Source organism: Lysinibacillus sp. EB271-A1-10B, from assembly GCF_058791335.1.
This window is the reverse complement of sequence record NZ_JBYTDL010000021.1, coordinates 27874-49198: the sequence shown is the minus strand read 5'-3', so window position 1 is coordinate 49198 and position 21325 is coordinate 27874. Positions and strand designations below refer to the sequence as shown.

21 protein-coding genes are annotated in these 21325 nt (G+C 36.6%); 15 read left to right on the top strand and 6 right to left on the bottom strand.

Translation table 11 applies throughout. From position 1 onward, the window contains the following. Window positions 1–411 (top strand): hypothetical protein (locus AC3WSK_RS20725; RefSeq protein WP_492535126.1); only part of this gene is annotated, 411 nt, incomplete at its 5' end. 84 nt (window positions 412–495) lie between these two features. Here the strand turns inward: AC3WSK_RS20725 and AC3WSK_RS20720 are convergent. Then, complete coding sequence (locus AC3WSK_RS20720; protein ID WP_492414436.1) at window positions 496–1581, bottom strand: glycosyltransferase family 2 protein; 1086 nt, start codon at window positions 1579–1581, stop codon at window positions 496–498. Window positions 1582–1766: 185 nt separating this feature from the next. Between AC3WSK_RS20720 and AC3WSK_RS20715 the strand changes: the two genes are divergently transcribed. From AC3WSK_RS20715 to AC3WSK_RS20690, 6 genes are all read left to right on the top strand, one after another. Next, window positions 1767–2732, top strand: coding sequence for a YncE family protein (locus AC3WSK_RS20715; RefSeq protein WP_492535129.1), 966 nt, complete (start codon window positions 1767–1769; stop codon window positions 2730–2732). Beyond that, on the top strand, window positions 2729–3412 hold the full coding sequence (locus tag AC3WSK_RS20710) for a response regulator transcription factor (protein WP_492414434.1): 684 nt from the start codon (window positions 2729–2731) through the stop codon (window positions 3410–3412). The genes AC3WSK_RS20715 and AC3WSK_RS20710 overlap by 4 nt, the downstream gene beginning before the upstream one ends. Beyond that, on the top strand, window positions 3409–4797 hold the full coding sequence (locus AC3WSK_RS20705; protein WP_079563800.1) for a sensor histidine kinase: 1389 nt from the start codon (window positions 3409–3411) through the stop codon (window positions 4795–4797). Before AC3WSK_RS20710 ends, AC3WSK_RS20705 begins: the two co-directional genes overlap by 4 nt. Window positions 4798–4800: 3 nt before the next feature. Continuing rightward, complete coding sequence (locus AC3WSK_RS20700) at window positions 4801–5337, top strand: FixH family protein (protein WP_079563799.1); 537 nt, start codon at window positions 4801–4803, stop codon at window positions 5335–5337. A gap of 122 nt (window positions 5338–5459) precedes the next feature. Beyond that, window positions 5460–6032 carry a TetR/AcrR family transcriptional regulator gene (locus AC3WSK_RS20695; protein ID WP_079563798.1) on the top strand — a complete coding sequence of 191 codons (573 nt, stop codon included), beginning with the start codon at window positions 5460–5462 and terminating at the stop codon, window positions 6030–6032. A 121-nt stretch (window positions 6033–6153) separates the two neighbouring features. After that, on the top strand, window positions 6154–8343 hold the full coding sequence (locus AC3WSK_RS20690; RefSeq protein ID WP_079563797.1) for a YhgE/Pip domain-containing protein: 2190 nt from the start codon (window positions 6154–6156) through the stop codon (window positions 8341–8343). Between the two features lie 327 nt (window positions 8344–8670). Here AC3WSK_RS20690 and yhfH read toward each other — a convergent pair whose 3' ends face one another. Further along, window positions 8671–8796 carry a protein YhfH gene (gene yhfH, locus AC3WSK_RS20685; protein WP_012292204.1) on the bottom strand — a complete coding sequence of 42 codons (126 nt, stop codon included), beginning with the start codon at window positions 8794–8796 and terminating at the stop codon, window positions 8671–8673. A gap of 144 nt (window positions 8797–8940) precedes the next feature. Between yhfH and lplA the strand changes: the two genes are divergently transcribed. The 8 genes from lplA (at window position 8941) to AC3WSK_RS20645 (ending at window position 17970) form a co-directional block, all read left to right on the top strand. Beyond that, window positions 8941–9933: a lipoate--protein ligase gene (gene lplA, locus AC3WSK_RS20680; RefSeq protein WP_079563796.1), complete on the top strand. Its 993-nt coding sequence runs from the start codon at window positions 8941–8943 to the stop codon at window positions 9931–9933. 319 nt (window positions 9934–10252) lie between these two features. Next, entirely contained in the window at window positions 10253–10957 is a 705-nt protein-coding gene (locus tag AC3WSK_RS20675) for a response regulator transcription factor (protein ID WP_492414433.1), read from the top strand. Then, window positions 10957–11940 (top strand): sensor histidine kinase, encoded by a 984-nt coding sequence (locus AC3WSK_RS20670; protein ID WP_079563794.1) that lies wholly within the window; start codon window positions 10957–10959, stop codon window positions 11938–11940. Before AC3WSK_RS20675 ends, AC3WSK_RS20670 begins: the two co-directional genes overlap by 1 nt. Before the next feature lie 11 nt (window positions 11941–11951). After that, the gene (locus AC3WSK_RS20665; protein WP_079563793.1) at window positions 11952–12386 is read left to right on the top strand and encodes a hypothetical protein; all 435 of its coding nucleotides are present in this window, start codon (window positions 11952–11954) and stop codon (window positions 12384–12386) included. A gap of 12 nt (window positions 12387–12398) precedes the next feature. Next, window positions 12399–13175, top strand: a complete 777-nt coding sequence (locus AC3WSK_RS20660) for an ABC transporter ATP-binding protein (protein ID WP_079563792.1) — start codon at window positions 12399–12401, stop codon at window positions 13173–13175. Further along, on the top strand, window positions 13147–15081 hold the full coding sequence (locus AC3WSK_RS20655; RefSeq protein ID WP_079563791.1) for an FtsX-like permease family protein: 1935 nt from the start codon (window positions 13147–13149) through the stop codon (window positions 15079–15081). Before AC3WSK_RS20660 ends, AC3WSK_RS20655 begins: the two co-directional genes overlap by 29 nt. Before the next feature lie 304 nt (window positions 15082–15385). Beyond that, window positions 15386–16933 carry a fatty acid--CoA ligase family protein gene (locus tag AC3WSK_RS20650; protein WP_427483989.1) on the top strand — a complete coding sequence of 516 codons (1548 nt, stop codon included), beginning with the start codon at window positions 15386–15388 and terminating at the stop codon, window positions 16931–16933. A 389-nt stretch (window positions 16934–17322) separates the two neighbouring features. Continuing rightward, window positions 17323–17970, top strand: coding sequence for a VTT domain-containing protein (locus tag AC3WSK_RS20645; protein ID WP_240518380.1), 648 nt, complete (start codon window positions 17323–17325; stop codon window positions 17968–17970). Window positions 17971–18211: 241 nt separating this feature from the next. On the opposite strand, the gene AC3WSK_RS20640 is transcribed toward AC3WSK_RS20645, so the two are convergent. From AC3WSK_RS20640 to AC3WSK_RS20625, 4 genes are read right to left on the bottom strand one after another with little or no spacing between them, the layout of a single operon-like run. Beyond that, the gene (locus AC3WSK_RS20640; protein ID WP_079563788.1) at window positions 18212–18916 is read right to left on the bottom strand and encodes a hypothetical protein; all 705 of its coding nucleotides are present in this window, start codon (window positions 18914–18916) and stop codon (window positions 18212–18214) included. Next, window positions 18913–19632, bottom strand: coding sequence for a hypothetical protein (locus AC3WSK_RS20635; RefSeq protein ID WP_492414432.1), 720 nt, complete (start codon window positions 19630–19632; stop codon window positions 18913–18915). The genes AC3WSK_RS20640 and AC3WSK_RS20635 overlap by 4 nt, the downstream gene beginning before the upstream one ends. Further along, the gene (locus tag AC3WSK_RS20630) at window positions 19616–20509 is read right to left on the bottom strand and encodes an ATP-binding cassette domain-containing protein (protein WP_492414430.1); all 894 of its coding nucleotides are present in this window, start codon (window positions 20507–20509) and stop codon (window positions 19616–19618) included. Before AC3WSK_RS20630 ends, AC3WSK_RS20635 begins: the two co-directional genes overlap by 17 nt. Continuing rightward, on the bottom strand, window positions 20506–20880 hold the full coding sequence (locus AC3WSK_RS20625; RefSeq protein ID WP_079563785.1) for a GntR family transcriptional regulator: 375 nt from the start codon (window positions 20878–20880) through the stop codon (window positions 20506–20508). The genes AC3WSK_RS20630 and AC3WSK_RS20625 overlap by 4 nt, the downstream gene beginning before the upstream one ends. Between the last annotated feature and the right edge of the window lie 445 nt (window positions 20881–21325).

Genomic DNA, 21325 nt, shown 5'->3' with positions numbered 1-21325 from the left:
CCAGTAGAGCCAGTAGAGCCAGTAGAGCCAGTAGAGCCAGTAGAGCCAGTAGAGCCAGTAGAGCCAGTAGAGCCAGTAGCCCCAGTAGGTCCAGTAGAGCCGGTCACGCCAGTAGCCCCAGTGACCCCAGTAGAACCGGTCACGCCAGTAGAGCCAGTCACACCGGTAGCCCCAGTAGAGCCAGTAGCCCCAGTAGCCCCAGTAGCCCCAGTAGCCCCAGTAGCCCCAGTAGGACCAGTTATTCCACGTTTAATAGGAATAACAGGACAGCTTGGAGCACAAGGATTACAACAACACGGGAATGTATTACATTTGCTGCAGATTCTATTTTTAAATTGTCCAAAATGCATTGTTTCACCTCCTCTCTCAAATATCGTATTCATAGAGAGAAAAGATGAAATAGACAGTTAACTACTTGGTTTATCAAAAATATCAATAGCGATAAAAGTATTTTCTAAACACTGTTCACTAACAACTTATTTATATAGAAGATATTTAAGATGTTTCATTTTCCTTATTTAAAATGCGATCAAAATATTTTTTATTGTGCAGTATTTTTTCATCATTTGGTAAATAGGCTCTTGCTAATTCATTATGTGCGTTGGCGAGTTCATATTGTTGTAATCGATCGAAGAGGACACAAAGTTGTAAGTGGGGTAACCAGGTCGTAAAGGTTTTATTTTGAAAAGGAGTGTTAGGTTTTTGCTTGATGACAAGCGCTTGTTCATACCAAAATATTGCTTCATAATTTTTGGCTTGTTCCATAAAATGAAAGCCAAGTCTACAACACGCTTCCGGGCGTGGAATATCATATTCAAAGCTTCTTAAAATGGAACTCAAATTATTTTCTTTATCATTTAAATGGGAGTAACAATCTGCTAATTTAAAACAGGCTCGGATATTATCTTCTACCCAGCCCAATTTAGAAACTAAAAACGTTTCATAGTAAAATAGTGCGTCCTCAAATTGTTCATGATCTAGTAATTCATTTGCATAATAAAATGTATCTCGTGGAGAGAGAGGTTCTCCTGATTCAACTAATTGCTTATAGATGTTAATATTCCGATTATGATCATGACTAAGTGGTAAATGGCTGACAGCGATATCGCTATCCAAAAGCTTCCCGCCGACTTCTAAATATTCATGGACAGCTCCTATCCATTGGAATTGTTTATCTCTTCTTACTAAACGATATCTTCTTAATAGTGAACTTACATTTCCCTCATGATCAAAGTTTAAATTATAATTCATCGAAACGGCATCTATATCAAGACTTAAGGATTCTTTTAGTGCTTTAAATTTTACCTGATCCTCTTCTAATAATACGTCGTCTGCATCAAGCCATAAAATGTACTCCTTTGTTGCTTGCTGAAAGGAAAAATTTCTTGCTGCTGCAAAATGCTGAATCCATTCGAAATCATAAATACGATCTGTGAATTGTTTAACGATTTGCTTTGTATTGTCGGTCGAGCCTGTATCGATGATATTAATCTCGTCAACTAACCCTTTTACAGATGCTAGACATCTACCGATGACATCTTCTTCATTTTTCACTATCATACATAAGCTAATGGACACCATAAAGTGGATTCCTCCTTACCGTAATCTATGTAGTATATGAGCTACTATATTTTTGGGTTTGGATAAATGCTCGTAGATGTAATATTAATAGTGAAAATTCACTTGTTTTCTTTGTCATAAATTTACCATTCAAGTTTCACGCGAATTTCACAATTGTGAAGTATAGTTAAGAAACAGAGGTGATGATGTTGAAAAAATGGGTATTCTTCATTTTTTCTTTAGTACAGCTTATATGGCTAGCAGGGTGTACGGGGAAATCGTTTGATCCTATAGAACGCGACCAGGATTTTATTGCATCCTTAAATATACAGGAGCCTTCGCTAGATTTTATAGATGGGCAAGGGAATGTGATGGCAACGTGGTTATTTGACAAAGCTTACTCGGGGGCAATTCTGCTTGAAAATGATCGTGTATTATTGTACGGTCATCAATTAAATGAAATAGACGTCTATACATTATCAACTGGAAAGAAGCTCTATTCCAAAAAAGTAAAGCTTGGTACAACCAATGTGTATTATGCTGAAAATAAAAAACAGTTTTTTATTGCGAATAGCAAAACAAATACAGTGACAAGCTTTGATGAGAAGGGCAATGAACTGGCAACACAGAAGCTAGGTAACTACCCTATGTCAATGGCAGCCTATAAAGATAAGCTATATGTGATTAATTATAAAGATACGAAATTATCGGTGTTAAATATTGGAAATCTAAAGGTTGAGCAAGAGTGGCCGATTCAAAAATCATCACATGGAATAGCTATTCTCGAAGAGACAAATGAACTATGGATAGGTGGTCATGGAGAAGGAAGCAAACCGAATAGTTCTGTTAAAAAATATGATCTTACGACAGGAGTCAAAAAAGGGGAGATAAAAATGCCTTTAATGCCTGTTGGATTAACCAAAACAAAGGATGCTATCCTCGTTGTTAGTCATGGTCATAATGAATTATATGTTGCTGACTTTGATGGAAATGTGAAATGGGAGCAAGTGGTAGGCGCTAATCCATTTGCCGTAAATCAGTTTAAAGATAATATTGTTGTCGCTGGCTATGATGACCATACTTTATATTTCATAAAAGAAGGTCAGGTGAAAAAAACAGTTGATGTGGGGAAAGGTGCTTTTCAACTGTTAGTGAGGGAGGAAAAAATGTGACAACTGTATTAATTGTTGATGATGAGAAAGATATGCGTAATTTAATAGAAATGTTGCTCAATAATTCTAAAATTGAGACTTTAACAGCAGCAAGTGGTACAGAAGCCTATGATTTTATTGTACGAGAAAAAATTGATTTAGTTCTACTAGATGTGATGATGCCACATGAAGACGGTTTTGCAGTTTGTCAAAGTATACGTGCGATGTCGAATATACCAATTATTTTCCTGACAGCACGCGATGCAAATGAGGATAAAGTTAAAGGCCTAACAATTGGCGGAGATGATTATATTGTAAAACCGTTTACAAACGATGAGCTGGTTGCACGAATTCATGCTGTGTTAAGAAGAAGTGGTGCTAATATTGAAGAATTACAGCAAAAATATGTGATGCTTGGACCTATTAAAATAGATGAGACTGCACGCAAAGTATCTGTGGATGGAAAGAGTGTTCCGCTTACTTTAAAGGAGTTTGAACTATTACATTTATTTATGAACAATCCTGGAAATGCTTATACAAGGGAGCAATTACTAGAACGCATTTGGGATATTGATTATGTAGGGGGTACAAGAACTGTTGACACGCATATAAAAACCTTACGTATAAAGCTTGGAAAGGAAGCAGCGGGGCATATTCAGACCGTTTGGGGAGTGGGCTACCGCTTTGATCCTGGCGAATGAAAAAGATTTCAACACGTATTTGGCTATTAATCTTTGCATTTTTAATTATTACGGTTGTCTTCATGTATGTCCTGACTGATTATTTATATGAACGGCTTTATGTAGAAGACACGGAAGAGATGATGGTAGAGGTAGGGTCAAAGCTACAAACGATGTATACTGGTAGTAAAGTAACGGATGAATTTATTGCAAATATTGAACAGTATACTAATTATTCTAATTTAAATATTTTTGCAGTAAGAAATCCGCGTGAACTAAGCGCTTGTGTGCCGTTTGATATTGACTTCGAAACATTGATTGGTCCAGAAGAGCGACAGCAATTACTGGCTGGTGAATATGTACAGAAAATTGGGTATGAGCCTCGGTTTGATAGACAGTTAATTTCTGTAGTACTTCCGCTAGTAGATCAAAATAGGCTTGAAGGAATTATATATATTTATTTCCCTTTAGCAAAAATTAGTGAGTTAGCGAATAATGAAGTCATTTCCTTATTTGTCAGTGCCTTTATATTTTTAATTGTCATCAGCTATTTAATTTATAAAGGAATCCGTCATATTATGCGACCACTAAGTAATTTGCAAAGAGCTGTTGAGCAAATGTCAGACGGAAACTATGGAACACGTGTGACAGTTCATTCCAAAGATGAAATAGGAAGATTATCTAGCACCTTTAATAAAATGGCAGAGTCGATTCAACAAGAGGATGAGGCTCAAAAAACATTTTTAGCGACAGTTTCACATGAGCTAAGGACACCTATTAGCTATGTAAAAGGATATAGTGAAGCGATGCAAAAGGGCATCATTCCGGAAAGTCAAAAAGAGGAAACGATCCAGCTAATTGTACGTGAGGCAAATCGGATGGAACGTTTAACGAATGAATTACTTCTACTTGCTCGTATGGAAAATGAACAGGCGGAAATTACTTTATATCCAATTCCGCTTGCTGAAACATTACGCGAGGTTCAAAAAATATTAACTCATCAAGCCGAGAAGAAGACGATTGCACTCCATTTGGATGCTGATGATGCATTGATTATCAAAGCTGATGAAGTAAAGCTGAAACAAGTTTTTATTAATATAATTGAAAATGCTATTAATTACTCTTATGAGCAGTCAAAGGTTGAAATTACTGCTTTTGAGGATAATGGAAGTGCACAAATTACGATAAAGGATTATGGAATTGGTATTCCACAAGAGGATTTATCGCATGTAACGGAGCGCTTTTATCGTGTTAACAAAGCACGGAGCCGGGCAGATGGTGGCAGTGGACTAGGCTTGTCGATTGTTGAACAATTGCTGAAGCAGTTACAGGGCAAGATAGAGATTGAAAGTGAAGTTGAAAAGGGCACAATTGTAAAAATTACATTGCCGTTAATGGAGGAATAAAACGTGAGAAAATGGTTATTGGCATTAATAGTAGCAGTACCTGTATTATTGGTTGGATGTGGAGAAAAGAAAGAGCAAACAACTTTGAAAGAGCCAGAAGTGCCTCAAATTCCAGAGGTTGAAATTTTAACACCAAAAGAAGTAGCAATCAATGAAACGATTGAACTTGCTGCGCAAGTTGAACAAGGTGGCAAAAAAGTTGATGATGCAGTTGTAAAATTTGAGGTATGGGAATCTGGTAAACGTGATGAAGGGCAAATGATTGACGGTAAATTAGAGAAAGATGGCGTTTACAAAGCGGAGACTAAGTTTGACCACGATGGAGTATATTATATGTATGCTCATACGACGGCAAATGGTGTTCATAATATGCCGAAGCAACAAATTACTGCTGGAAGCCCAGATATGACGAAAGTTTTACCTGAAGATGAAAAAGCAAATAACAACAGCATGGATCATAACATGATGGATCACGGTAATGATAAATCAGAGGGTGCTGAGCATAGTGATCACGAAAAAAGTGAAAAAAATCACAATTAAATGCTTGCATTATTTTTAAAATAGGAATATGATAATGACCAGATGACCGAAACGGTTTTCTGGTCATTAACATTTTCGTGTACAAAGGCATGTACATAATAGAACAAGAAAGGATGTTACTAATGGATCGTAGGCAGGAAATTCTTGAAGCAGCTACAAAATCCTTTACATTGTTTGGGTACAAGGCGACAACAATGGAGCAAGTAGCTAAAATTGCGAATGTCGGTAAAGGGACGATTTACACATTCTTTGCAAATAAAGAAATTTTATTTCAAGAGATAGCTATGTCACTTGTACGAGAGATGCAAGCAGAAGCGGATGCAGTGCTGGATGCATCAGCTAGCTTTATGGACAATGCGCACAATGCTTTAATGAGAATGCTACATTTCCGTGAAAAACATCTTTTATTTGCGAAGCTATTAGAGGAGGAAAAGGAACTACGAACGCCAGCAGTTAAACAAGCTCTAGTTCGCATTGAGAATGAAATTTTATCCTACGTTACTGAATTAATTCAAAGACGTATCGTAAAAGGAGAAATTAGAGACTGTGATGCAGAATTAGTAAGCTTTCTGTTGCTAAAGGCGTATCTAGCATTTGTCGTTGATTGGCATGAGCTACATGGTGAAATTATTCCAGAAGAAAAGATACTAAATCTTTTCAAGGAAACAATCTTCCGTGGACTAATTTTAACTTGATTTGGCCGAGATAAAAAGAGAAGCAATGACAGTCTAGAGTTTTTACCCACCTGAAATTTTTTTTTGAATAAAAATGACCGACTGACGTTTTCGGTCAATATTATAGGAGTGAAGAAAACGTATGATTAAAGCTGAGTGGCTGAAAATCTTAAAAACAAGAAAAATGCTTGTTTCAATAATCGCTGTATTATTTATTCCAGTGATGTACGCAGGTATGTTTTTATGGGCATTCTGGGATCCATATAAAGGCCTTCCGAATTTGCCAGTAGCTGTTGTCAATGAAGATAAGGGCGCTGAAATGGAAGGAGTTAAATTAGATTTAGGGAACGAATTAGTTGATAAGCTTGTCGAGAGTAACGAGTTTAAGTTTGTTGAAGTATCCAAAGAAGATGCAGAAAAAGGTCTAAATGGTCGAGATTATTATATGACTCTAGAAATTCCAACAAATTTCTCTGAGCATGCGACTACGTTATTAGATGACAAACCTTCTAAATTAGTCATGAATTATATTCCAAATGAAGGATTAAACTTCCTTAGTGCACAAATTGGTGAATCAGCAATGGAACTAATACGTGCGGAAGTGAATGAACAAGTTTCAGCAACTTATGCTGAAAAATTATTTGATTCTATTACAACTCTTGGAGATGGCTTTACAGAGGCTGCTGATGGCTCGAATAAGCTAGGTGAGGGTGCAAAAACTTTAGCGAATGGTACAAAAGATTTAAAAGGTTATTTAGAGAAAATAGCATCAAGTTCGGTTGAATTATCGAATGGTGCAGACAAAATTGCTAAAGGTATTGGAGATGCTTCAAAAGGTGCAAATGAATTAAATACTGCTATAGGAAGCATACAAAATGCTACTGGACAGTTATACCCAGGTGCACAGAAAGCAGCATCGGGGGCAACAGAACTTTCGGGCGGTGTGTCACAATATACACAGGGTGTAGCACAACTTCAAGCAGGTATAGCTAAGGTTAGCAATAATCAACCACAAATCACTGCAGGCGCAGCAAAAATTGCAGATAGTGCAGGTCAATTAAATGGTGCAGCAGGCCAATTAAAAGATGGTTCTGCTCAAGTATCAGCTGGTATCAATGAGTTATCTAAACAATTAGAAGGCATGATGGGTTCATTGCCTGAAGAGCAAGCAGCCGTATTAAAACAAACATTAACTAAGCTACAAGCAGGAAGTGCAAGCGTGCATGATGGTTTAGGTGCTTTAACTGCTGGTACAGGACAATTACAAGCTGGTGCTAACGAATTAAGTTCAGGTGCATCGCAAATTGCGGCAGGTCAATCACAAGTGTTAGCAGGTGCAAATGAGTTAGTATCAAAAAGCGGTAAATTAAATCAAGGTGCACAAACTCTTCAAGCTGGTAATGCAACACTTGCTCAAAAATTAGGTGAATTAAATGCAGGTGCACAGAAAGTCGGAGCAGGTTCTAACGCGTTGGCTTCAGGCTTAAATGAGCTAGTAAGTGGTTCAAATAAACTTGCAAATGGTCAATCAACACTTGCATCTAAATCAGGTGAAGTAGCAGAGGGTTCTACAAAGATTGTTGATGGTTCAAGTGAACTTGCAGATGGTCAATCAACTTTATCTGGAAAATTAGGTGAAGCAAGTGAAAAAGCAAAAGAAGTTCATGCAAGCAAAGACACATATGATATGGTAGGTAGCCCAGTTGAGGTTGATAAAGAATCTGTTAACCATGTACCTAACTATGGAACAGGTTTCTCACCATACTTTATTTCTCTTGGTTTATTCGTTGGTGCGTTATTAATCTCTATCGTTTTCCCACTTGTGGAACCAGCGATTCGTCCAAAAAATGGAGCAGCTTGGTTTACAAGTAAAGCTTCAGTTTTAGCAATAGTCGGCTTAATTCAAACTATATTAACAGTGGTTATTGTAAAATGGGGCTTAGGCCTTGAAGTAAACAATTTCGGATACTTCTGCCTAACAGCATTATTAACAAGTTATGTTTTCTTAGCTTTAATTCAAATGTTAGTATCTATTTTCGGTGATCCAGGACGCTTCATGGCGATTGTTGTATTAATTTTACAACTTACAACAAGTGCGGGTACATTCCCACTTGAGTTAATCCCATCACCATTACAAGTATTTAATAAATTATTACCAATGACATATACTGTTTCAGCATTTAAAGCAAGTATCTCAACTGGTGATACATCATTCTTAATGCAAAACTATGGAATTCTAGCAGGTTTCCTAGTAGCATTCTTAGCTATTACTTTCGGTTATTTCATGTTACTACACACAAAACGTTACTCAAAAGTAGCCGAAGAAAACTAAAAAGGAATTTTTTACACCCACCGATATTGGTGGGTGTTTTTTTTATGGTTGAATAATTGACTGACAAAGGAAGAGTTACTCGTTAGCAGGAGAACCTCCCGGGTTGCTTCGAGAACTGATCAGGTACAGGGAAGAACTGTTCGTCTTCAGCAGAAAACAGCTCATATGCAAAAGAGTCATACAAAAAACAGCAGCTGATATGAGCGTATCGGCTGCTGTTTTTAAGTGTAAGAGATTTAATTAAGGGTTCATCAATTAATATGATGAGAGGTGTCATTTTTAGTACGTGTGGGGCACGTATATGACTATTACAGAATAGGCAAATGCTTATAGGTGGTTACATTTTTCACAAGTGTTGCTGTAGCATTCACTTTGTTCTTCAATCTTTTCACCGCATTCTGTACATTGCTTTGCAGGTAGGTTCTTGAAAAATTCAACTACATTTTCTAACATTGTGGACTCCTCCTTTAAGTTCATCTGTACTATTACTGTTTTGATATTTTCTAGTGTATTATAACAGAAGCTTTTCGTCAACACAAAATGCCTAATTTACGTTAAAATAAATATGGATATATTGTGAAGGAGGAAACGTAAATTATGATATTCGTTGATAATAAAGGGATTCATGATCCACGCATTAACCTTGCCATTGAAGAGTATTTATTGAAAACGATGGATGTTGAAAAGGAGCCAGTGCTACTTTTTTACATAAATCAGCCTTCAATCATCATCGGTAAAAATCAAAATACTATCGAAGAGATTAATACAGATTACGTAGAGGATAATGGCATAATCGTTGTACGACGCCTTTCTGGTGGAGGCGCAGTGTATCATGATTTAGGGAACCTCAACTATAGTTTTATTACTAAAGACGATGGCGACAGCTTTATGAATTATAAAAAATTCACGCAGCCTGTTGTAGATGCACTTGCAAAAATGGGCGTTCATGCGGAGCTTTCAGGCCGCAACGACATTTTAGCGGAAGGACGTAAAGTTTCCGGGAACGCGCAGTTTTCTACAAAGGGCCGTATGTTTAGCCACGGCACATTACTGTTTGATACAGAAATTGATGCTGTAGTATCTGCATTAAAGGTGAAGAAAGATAAAATAGAATCAAAGGGTATTAAATCGATTCGTTCAAGAGTAGCTAATATTTCTGAGTTCTTAAAGGATACGATGACAGTCGAAGAATTCAGGCTGGAAATTTTAAAATCCATTTTCGGTGGTGAAGAAAATATTCGCTATTATGAGCTAACAGAGGAAGACTGGGCAAATATCCATAAACTATCTGAAGAGCGTTATCAAACATGGGAATGGAACTATGGGAAATCGCCACGCTTTAATATTCAAAAAACACATCGCTTCCCAACAGGAGGCATTGATATTCGCTTAGAGGTGAATAAAGGAATTATTGAAGAAGCACATATTTTTGGAGATTTCTTCGGTGTAGGCGACATGACAGATGTTGAACAGCGTTTAGCTGGGACAAACTATGATCGAACTGCAGTTGCTACTGCGTTAGCAGATATTGATATTCCAACATACTTTGGTGGAATTACGACAGAAGAGTTTTTACAATTAATTTATTAAGAGAAGCTTATGAAGAAAATGGCAAGCGTCCTTATTAAAGGTTCAATATCAAAAGAAGAGGATGACATTTGTTAAACATATGCGATGTTTAGATGCTGATTGGAGCGAAGGCTGGACGCCCCTTGGAAGCTTTGCTAAAGCGCCTAGTCGGAACGGAAATCACCCTCACGTTATGAGATGCCCCTTATTTAAAGCAGGGCATTTAGACATAAAAATCTGTAGCTAACGATACATGTTAACTTTTGCTACAAAAGGTTCGCTGACAGTTATGTCAGTGGGCCTTTTTTTGATACAATATAAGATAGAAAGGAGTGTTGGTATGGAGAAGCATCGAATATTTATTGTCGAAGATGATGTAAAGATTGCATCATTGCTCGCAGAAACGCTTAGAAAATATCAATACGAAGTTGAAACGATCAAAGAATTTGATCATCTCGTTGAAGAATTCACAGCATTTAATCCACACATGGTGTTGCTTGATATAAATTTACCTTCGTACGATGGCTACTATTGGTGTCGCCGACTACGTCAACATACAACTTGTCCAATTATTTTTATTTCCGCTCGTTCTGGGGAAATGGATCAAATTTTTGCGCTAGAAAATGGGGGCGACGATTTCATTACGAAGCCATTTAATTATGAGATTGTGCTAGCTAAAATCCGTAGTCACTTGCGTCGTACATATGGCGAATATGCAACAAGACAAGAAGAACGGACAATTAAACAAGGACAGCTCGTTCTTCATTTAGAAAGAATGGAGCTTCATAAAAATGATTTAGAGATCCCACTTCAGAAAAAAGAATGCATCATTTTAGAACTGTTAATGGGAAATGCTCCAAAAGTAGTGGCGCGTGAGCAACTGTTAGAAGAGCTTTGGGATGATCAGGCATTTGTCGATGAAAATACATTGAACGTCAATATGACACGAGTGCGCAAAAAGCTAGCTGATTATCAAATTATGTCTTCTATAGAAACGGTGCGCGGAGCAGGTTATCGCTTTAATTTAAGTGCAGGTGAGTTATAGTGGGCTGGAAATTATTTTTGCGTGATTACGCATCGTTCATTGTATTCCAGTTCTTACTAGTCGGTTTTATTATGGTTTTATATTGGTTGGACGGCTTTCGAAATGTTGATACTGCTATATACTCCTTCTGTATTAGTTTAGTGTTATTAGCATCGTTTTTAATTATCCGTTATTTAATGCGTCAACGTTATTTGATCAAAATATCGCAGCTACCTAAAACGATGGAGGACGTATTGCAAAAAAATGCTAAAACACCTGAGGCGATACAAGCTGAAAAATATATGCATGAACTATATCGACTATATAAGCACGAGCTTCAATCGTTATATGCTGGACAAAAACGACATGATCAGTTTATGAATCAATGGGTGCATCAGATGAAAACACCAATTTCTGTTATTGAGCTCTTATTACAGGATGAGCGTCCTCTTGATAAAAAGAATGTACAGGAGGAAATTGACCGCCTGCGTAGAGGCTTGGATATGGTGTTAGTGAACGCTCGATTAGAAAATTTTGAAGAAGATATGCAAGTAGAACAGATTGCCTTAAAAACGATTGTTACGGCAACTGTAAATGAAAATAAACGTTTATTTATTACGAAGCGTGTCTTCCCAGAAATTCATATTGAGGACGATATTATCGTAGCAAGTGATTCAAAATGGCTTCACTTTATTATCGGGCAATTCGTCACAAATGCGGTTAAATATACGTTTGAGGCGAATAAAAAAATAGTGATTACTGCCGTTAAAAAGGATGGCCACGTACAATTAGCCATTTGTGATGAAGGTATTGGTATTCCTGCTTCCGATCTTTCTCGTGTCACTAAAGCTTTCTTTACTGGTGAGAACGGGCGTAAAACTGGGGAATCCACAGGGATGGGCTTATATTTAGCGAAAGAAATCTGTGAAAAACTCGGTCACGAATTAAACATTACATCAGAGGTAGCGAAAGGAACAGTTGTTACAGTGACATTTACGAATTAGGGGGATCGGAAATGACAGAGGTATGTTTGGCTGAATGGGTTTTACATGTAGAGACAGAGAAAACAGAAGCATTATACGAATCACTTAACGAAGTTTGTGAGTGTTTATCCTGCAAAAATTTTCGTAAGGCTAGTCTTTTGCTTAATGAAGAAGTCATGCATTTTTCGAATAAGCTTGGGCTAGACTTATATAAACCAACTTTACTTAACGCTTTTCCTGTAGAAGGTGAACAAGTGATGTACAGTGGACATTATATGATTTGTGGAGAAGTAATTGAAGGTGAAATAGATGCCTGGGATGTAATTGTTGGTTCGCATTGCTTTAGTCTAGTGGAGGAGGATGGTAATACGCCAGCTGAATGTTTAACGGAGCCGTATTTTCAAATTGGCTTTGAAGTAGTATTGCAGTGGCTTTTACCAGAATCTATGGAATTAATGAAGAAATAAGGTGAACAAGATATGCCTATTTTACAAATAAAAGACGTGACAAAGGTGTATGAAGGTAAAGTAACCCATCGTGCGCTAAGTCAACTAAGCTTTGAGGTGGAGGAAGGCGAGTTTTTAGCAGTCATGGGTCCATCAGGAAGTGGAAAAACAACATTATTAAATCTCATTTCTACGATTGATGAACCAACGAGCGGAGAAATCATTTTAGATGACATGAATCCTCATATGCTGAAAGCAACTGAGCTAGCCTACTTTAGAAGAAGGCAGCTTGGTTTTGTTTTTCAGGATTTTAATCTTTTGCATATGCTCACAGTGGAAGAGAATATTGTGCTGCCACTGACTTTAGACCAACAACCATTAGAAGTAATGGAGGAGCGTCTTGCAAGTATTGTGGAAAAGCTCGATTTAACTTCATTCTTGCATAAACGCCCAAATGAAATATCAGGTGGACAAGCGCAAAGAACAGCTATTGGTCGGGCACTTATTCATAACCCGAGTCTCATTTTAGCAGATGAGCCGACCGGGAATTTGGATTCGAATTCTTCGCGTGATGTACTTGAGCTTTTAACAAAAATCAATCAGGAAAGACGAACAACGATTGTCATGGTAACACATGATCCAATTGCAGCTAGCTACTGTGACCGCGTGTTATTTATTAAAGATGGAGAATTCTTTAATGAAATTTACAAAGATGATCGTCGTCAAATGTTTTTCCAGCGAATATTAAATGTGTTGAGCTTACTAGGAGGAGGACAAGTAGGTGACCTTTCGACAATTCGCTTACCGTAATGTCGTACGGAACAGCCGTATATACGGCGCCTTTTTCATGGCAAGCTTTTTTTCTGTGGCTGTGTTTTTTATCTATTCAATGCTCATGTTTCATCCGGATATTGAAAGTGGAATTTTAGGAGAGGCATCGTTAATTGGGATGGTTGGTGCGGAAGTCGTACTCGTCCTTTTTACATTATTCTTTTTATATTATTCGATGAGTGCTTTTTTAGAGGCGAGATCACATGAGTTTGCAATTTTACTACATTTAGGAATGGAAAAACGCCAGATGAATAAGCTTGTCTTTTTGGAGACAATGATTATTGGATCGGGTTCTATTTTTGTTGGGATTGTATTTGGTTTTTCGTTTTCGAAATTCTTTTTCATGATTGTGCGGGAAATTTTACATTTAGATAGTTTACCCTTATATGTTTCATGGCAGCCTTTTTTACTAACGATAGGTGTTTTCACAAGTGCTTTTGTGGTCATTTCTTTTATTAGTGTATATTTTACACGTGAAAGAAAATTGCGCGATCTCCTTAAGGGAAATGACTATTTAAATAGTGTTTCAACCTATTCAAAAATTCGTGCTTTAATTGGTATTACCCTTATTTTATCGTCATACGTATTATCAATTATCGTAGCAAAAACAACTTTGATTGGTTTAACAATAGTAATCCCGTTTTTAGCAACCTTTGGAACATATTATTTTTTCAGAGATTCTTTACCTTGCTTTTTAGATAAAGCACGGGGAAAAAGGAAATTTCATTGGCAACGCTATCGTCTTCTTTCGTTAGCTGAGCAAACACATATTATGATGGACAATGTGAAAATGTTTTTTGTAGTAACGATGGTGTCAACTATGGCCTTTTTATCGATTGGTGTTTTAGCAACAATGTCATCATATACAATACAATATGATCGTATAAATCCACTAGGGCTTGTCTATAAGGGAGATGGCGACAATCCATATGAGCGAAATCATATCGCCTCATTACGTATGGAATTAGAGGAAAAGGGCTTGTCCTATCATTTATCTCGCTTTGTTGTTATCAAGCAAACCTCTTCCTATACTCACAATGAGGTTGAGGTGTTTAGGGAATCAGATATGAATGTATTGCTTTCTTCCTATAGTTATCCATTACTTGATATGGCTAAAGGAGAGGCAGTGTTTATTCCATATTCGGAAGAGTCTCTAAAGAAACTAAAAAATAAAGTTGTGCATACAGTTTTAGAGGAAAATTCTATCCCGATCACCATCGATAGTGTATATCCTAAAATAGTATTCCCAGGGTCTATTGTTAGTGTTAATTCTATCGTGATCAGCGATGAGGATTTTGTAAAGCTCATAAAGCCGATTGCCAATAAAAACGTTGCGCAGCCAACCTATCATTTATTTACCTTCTATATTCCTCAGTGGATGCAAACAAAAAATATTGGTAAGGAAATAAATGAGTTACAAGCGTCTCTATATTTTTCTAAGAAAAATAAATTTAGCCCATTTTACTTTGAAAATGCAGGATTAAATTATTCTTATATATTAGCTACTTATTCTTTATTCACATTAGTAGGGGTTTTAGTAGCAACGGTATTTTTATTAGCAGCAGGTAGCTTCGTTTACTTTAAACTGCATACTTCTCTTGAAAGAGAAAAGCGTAAATTCGATGTCTTAAAGCGAATGGGCTTAACAGATACGGAGCTCAAAAAGCTTGTGAATCGTCATTTATTCCCGCAATTTTTCTTACCATGGGGTGTTGCAATGATGCACAGCCTCTTTGCTTTTCTTATGGTTCAAGGTGTTTTGAAGGATATTGCTAATATTTCCATTGCAAAAGAAGTTGTCTTATCTTTTAGCTTTTTTGTGTTAATACAAGTAGTCTATTTTTACTTGATTCGTTGGCGTTACATCTCGCATATACGTTCGTAGAAAAAACGTACAAAAGAGAAAAAAATGAGTTATTTGACGTAAATTATGACATGAGATAAAAAGTTTCGTTGTTTTTTTAATATATTTCTTATATAATGTTACTGAATGATGATTCATTTTGTCTTTATTTAGTAGATTTAGGTGATGAGATGGATGGGGTGTGTTTCCTTTTCAAAGGAAGTCCAAACATCTACTGAATGAAGATAAGCCTCCGGCGGATGTCACGGATTGTTTATCTGCGCGAAAGCGAAGCGTCAGCGTCAATGCGCCAAGGCGAAATTGATACGATAAGGGGATGGTGTAATTGAATTTAGTTTCAAGTGTTCGTCAGCAAGCATTAGAGCAACCGGATAAAATTGCGTATCATTTTATGGGGAAAGATACGACTTACGGTGAGTTTGAACACACAGTTGGTCGTTTTGCAAAGGGATTACAACAATTAGGGGTAGAAAAAGGGGACCATGTGGCGTTTTTACTCGGCAATACACCACATTATTTAATTTCGTTATATGCAACAATGAGTATTGGGGCAACAGCAATTCCGATTAATCCAATCTATACACCGGATGAAATTTCGTATATTTTGCATAATGGGGATGTAAAAGCTGTTATTGCACTTGATGCGCTTCTTCCATTAGTAGAAATGGGTGTACATGCTTTTCCAAATGTAAAAACATTTGTTGTTTGTGAAACAACAGCAGATGTTACTGAAAAAGTAACTACTTTATCCGATGAGGCAAAATCAAAAATTCATTTATTTTCACAAGTGATTGCTAGTGTATCAGAATCTTGCCAACCAGTAGAAGTAGCTGACGAAGATAATGCAATTATTTTATATACTTCAGGAACGACAGGTACTCCGAAGGGGGCAATGCTGACGCATGGCAATGTCTATTCGAATGCACGAGATGTTGCGCATTATCTAGGCTATAGAGCGAATGACCGTATTATTGCAACTTTACCAGTGTTCCATGTATTTGCGTTAACGGTCGTCGTCAATGCACCTTTATTGAGTGGAGCAACAGTTTTACTTGTACCACGCTTCAGTCCAACAGAAATCTTTAAACTTACGAAGGAACAAAAGGCAACAGTCTTCGCTGGTGTGCCAACTATGTATAATTTCTTGTATCAATTACCTGAAGGCAATCCTGAAGATTTCTCAACAGTTCGCTTAGCAATTTCAGGAGGTTCATCTTTACCTGTAGCACTCTTACATAATTTCGAGAAGAAATTTAATGTGCGTGTTTCAGAGGGGTATGGCTTATCAGAAGCTTCACCAGTAACATGCTTTAACCCATTGAATCGTGAACGTAAGGCAGGTTCTATTGGGGCATCCATATCCAATGTTGAAAATAAAGTGGTCGATGTTAATGGACAAGAAGTGCCCGTTGGCGAAGTAGGAGAGCTAATTGTACGAGGGCCTAACGTTATGAAGGGCTATTATAAATTGCCTGAAGAAACGGCTATGGCTATACGAGATGGCTGGTTATACACAGGGGATTTAGCTAAAGTTGACGAAGAAGGGTACTTTTACATCGTTGACCGTAAAAAAGATATGATTATTGTAGGCGGATTTAACGTATATCCAAGAGAGGTTGAAGAAGTACTCTTTGCACATAATAATATCGTTGAAGCGGCAGTTGTAGGTTTCCCAGATCCTAACTTAGGTGAGGCAGTTCATGCATATGTTGTCTTAAAAGATGAAGCTGCAACTTCAACAGAAGACCTTCTCGCATACTGTGCAAAACATATGGTGAAATACAAGGTTCCTAAAGTAATTGAGATTATAGATGAATTACCGAAAAATACGACAGGCAAAATTTTACGCCGTTCATTAAAAGAAAAAGTATAAGAAACTGTAGCTACTATTGAAAAATAGTAGCTTTTTTTATCTCGCATAAATGAACAGTTAGATTCACATTTCAAGATTCAAGAGAAGCCTGTGCGAAAGCGAAGCGTCAGCAACAAAGCGCCCAGTCGGAACGGAAATCAACCACACATTTTTGTGATGATCCAATATTACAGCAATGTAAAAAAGTATGGCCATTTATTTAAATAGTTGAGTGTATATGACTGTAAGTGATAAAATCAAACTTATGAAATCTACATACTTTTTAAAGGCTTGTCATATAGTGTTGAAGAAGTAACACCACAGCCTGTCAAGAAGAATGGAACCCTTTGGTGTCTAGCTACGTCAAAGCCTTTAGAAAATTAAATTGAAAGAGAGCATATGGAAAAATGATAGAACTCATCAAAGAGTTAATTAGTTTTATTATGCATATTGATGTGCATTTAGAAGAAATCATTCGTGAGTTTGGTAATTTGAGTTATTTCGTCTTATTTGCAATTGTTTTTGTTGAAACTGGTGTCGTAATTTTCCCATTCCTGCCAGGTGATTCATTGCTTTTTGCTAGTGGTACATTGGCAGCAGCAATGGGCGCGTTTAACATGTGGATATTAATTCCTGTGTTTTTAGCAGCTGCAATTTTAGGGGATACGATGAATTATCATATTGGTCATAAAGTTGGGACATCCATTCCACCAAAGAGCTTCCTTGGTAGAGTCGTTAAAAAAGAACGTATGGAGGCAGCAGAAAAGTTCTTTAATAAGCATGGTGGAAAAACGATTGTCATCGCACGTTTTATGCCTTTCATCCGTACATTCATCCCATTTGTTGCAGGGGCTAGTAAAATGAAGTATGGCTACTTCATATTGTATAATGTTGTAGGTGCAGTGTTATGGGTGTTCAGCTGTACATTACTAGGTTATTTCTTTGGTAATATACCTATTATTAAAGACAACTTCTCAACAGTTTTAATATTAATTATCTTAATTTCAGTAATACCAGCCGTAATTGGTGTTATTAAATCAAAAGTAAGTGGAAAATAAAAGGACGGTCCAAAAGTGATAGAAGATCACTTAGGACTGTCCTTTTTTATTCATCATTATTATGAAAGTTCTTTTCTGTACGAAAGCTAGTGTTAACATAGCGACAGATGTTATCACGGGACTTGATACTCAGCCTTCTTGCCCTATTCGTTTGCGTTTTAGGCTATCGTCTGGAACGCTGATTCTCAAGCGAGTGTCATTTGCGCTTTAACGCTATTTATTGGGGATGATCTATTTTTTACTATTCTAAATAATAGATAAGACCTTGAGAATCTTCTATTTCTGTACCGCGTGGTATGTCGATAACTATAAAATTTGAATAGGAATTATCCATTTCGTATCGTTCTGCTCCTCGATTAAAATCTAAGAAACCTATTGTTGCTTTTAAACGATTATAATTTACTTGTTGTTTAGAAAAAGATTCAATAAATAACTGGTTTTGTGCCACATATACATCAGGCAGTGGTACTTCGTCAGAAAGATCGACACCATTTACTATGAAAGGAAATTGATAATAGGTAATAAGAGCTTTCCCCGATTCAATATTGTCATTATAACGTTGTCGAATATTCAAGCTTAAATTATTGTCATCATTATTTATTACAACAGGTAATGTATCTCCATCAAAGTTAATTTCCCATGTTTTCTTTTTGTAGTCTGAAGTTAAATACGAAGAATTGAATTCTTGATCATACTTTGGGATTTGATCAAATTTTTTCTCAACTTGTTTAATATCAGAAGAAGAAAGTACTGGTATTTTTGAATCTGAAAAAAAGCTAATATAAATGAAAGCAGTAAGTCCAAGAATGATATAACTAGTAATGCCAATCATAATACGCTTTGGTGTCCAAATTCTTTTAGTTTTTTTACCTAATTTACTTAGTATTTGAAAAATAGCAATTACGAGTAGTATTGAAGTAAAAAAGAATATTGTAGTTACTATCATTTACGAGACACCTCCGATTTATTTGCAATCCAAATAGTGAGGCAAAAGCATAGTGTAGCCACAAGTAAACAAAGAACACTAATCATAAGATTTGGTAGCATCATTAGAGGAATAATGTTTGGTGTCATAAAAATGTAAATAAAGCTAAACACCATAAAAGTAGATAGAAATATCTTTATCACTACGGGTCCTTTGAAGCTGGTGCCAAATAGTAAGCCGAGTGCACCAAATAAACAAATGCTACTGAAGCATAATATGAATGTTGATGGTGAAATAAATAGACCTTCTGTTACAAAATATTTCTTTTCCACTAACAAAATCCCTAATACTTGTAAATAGTAAGTCGAAATCATAATGATGACTGCAATAAAACTGTACATGATCATGACAAATATATTTGCGATGGTGCTTGATGTCCGACTAGAAATAACGGATAAATCATCAACTCGATACGCTTTTGTGGTAAAAAGAAGCGCTACGATAAATGCCCAAATGGCTGAAACAATAAGAAACGTATCGAGTGAATAAATAGAAAATCGAACATCTAAATTTCCATGCCCATGACCAGAAGAGGCACTTCCAGAGCTAGATGTTAAAACGCCAAAAATGATTTGTACAATAACTAAGGAGCTAAGGGCAGAAATATTTAATTTTGCTTTCCATTTCACTTGTTTTTTGACAATTGTTTTAAGTGAAATATTAGTCAAAGATTGCATCAATATCACGTCCTTTTTTATTTGTTAAATACATGCAAACTTCACTTGCAGTAAGGGTTGATACTTTGATGCCTTTTGTTCGAAGTATTTCTTCTGAGACGAATAGTTTACTAGCAACTACTACAGCTGAGGTCATCCCTGCCACAATCTTTTGAGCGTAAACTTCCGTCTCAGAGAGCAGATCCGCAAGTTCATCACTTGGTCCGCTAAGTGATATGAGCTGTTCCTTAAATTCATCCAATGGCGCGTGGGCAATGACGGAGCCTTCATCTATTAATAAAATTTCTTCTAAGATAGATTCCATCTCTTGTAAATGGTGACTAGTAATTAAAAATGTCCGTGGAAATGCTAGGTATTCCTTTAAAATTGCTCTGTAAAAATCTGTACGAATCACTTCGTCCATACCATTCATCGGCTCATCTAAAATGGTTAGTGCACAGCGACTTACTAATCCGTAAACAAGATTAAAGGTTGCCAATTGACCTTTAGATAGTTGCTGGTGTTTTGCTGTAAGATCGATACCCGCATAATCGAGCATGCGATAAGCTAATTCATTTTGCCAATTAGGATAAAAATCAGCGCCCATCTTAAGAATATCTTCGAGCGACAAGTATTCTGAGAAGCTTAATTGATCATCGATAAAAATCATATTGGCAGCTGTTTGAATATTATTAAAGGGATTTTCATTAAACACTTTACATGAACCAGTCGTAGGCTTTAGATAGCCTGCAAAAATATTTAGCAATGTCGACTTACCTGCACCGTTGAGACCAATAATGCCGATAATTTTTTCTGCATCAATAGCGCAGGTTACACGTTGCAGTGCTTGACGACGTCCAAAGCTTTTAGATAACTCCACACATTGAATAATATTCATTCCAATCCCTCCTGTGTTTTTCGAATAAGTACTAGCAATTCTTCATCAGATACAAGTAATCGTTTTGCCTCTAATACGATCTCTTGTGCCATTTTGGTCAATATTTCGTTTCGACGTTTCAACAAAATGCGTTCCTTTGCATCCATAGTGACAAACATTCCTAACCCCCGTTTTTTATATAAAAGTTGCTCTTCTAGTAAAATTGTCAATCCTTTACCAGCTGTGGCAGGATTTATATTGAATAACTCAGCTAGTTGGTATTGTGAATAGACTTTCTGGTCTGCCTGTAATCGATCGGCAATGATTTCGTGCTGTAGCCATTCAGCAATTTGGATATAAATCGGTGTTGTACCATCTAGATGAACGTGCATCGAAAAACCCCCTTTCGTTGCTACAATATATAGTGCATTAGTGTTGTAATGTACTGTACACCGAAATTTGGTAAATGTCTATATGAAAAGATAATATTTTACAAATCTATAAGAGTGAATTTAAAAAAGGTAGATCGGAAAAATGAATAATATTTTATTGTGAGTAAATTGGAGTTTTGGGTAACGATTTTTTGAAACTCATCGACGAGAGTTGAGGATGACACATAATGAGATGAGGATTAGAGACTAGGAGACTCCTTAGGGATAGCATCATAGTGGCTCATCGTACGCCACCAACTGGAACGAAAATCACTATGCTATTTGGGTGATTTATTTTATTGTATATAATGTTAATTATTGTTAGTCAATTTTTAGACAGTTACTTGAACGATAAGCAGAGAGTACTGAAAAATGCTATAATAATGTTACTAATAACTAGAGAAAT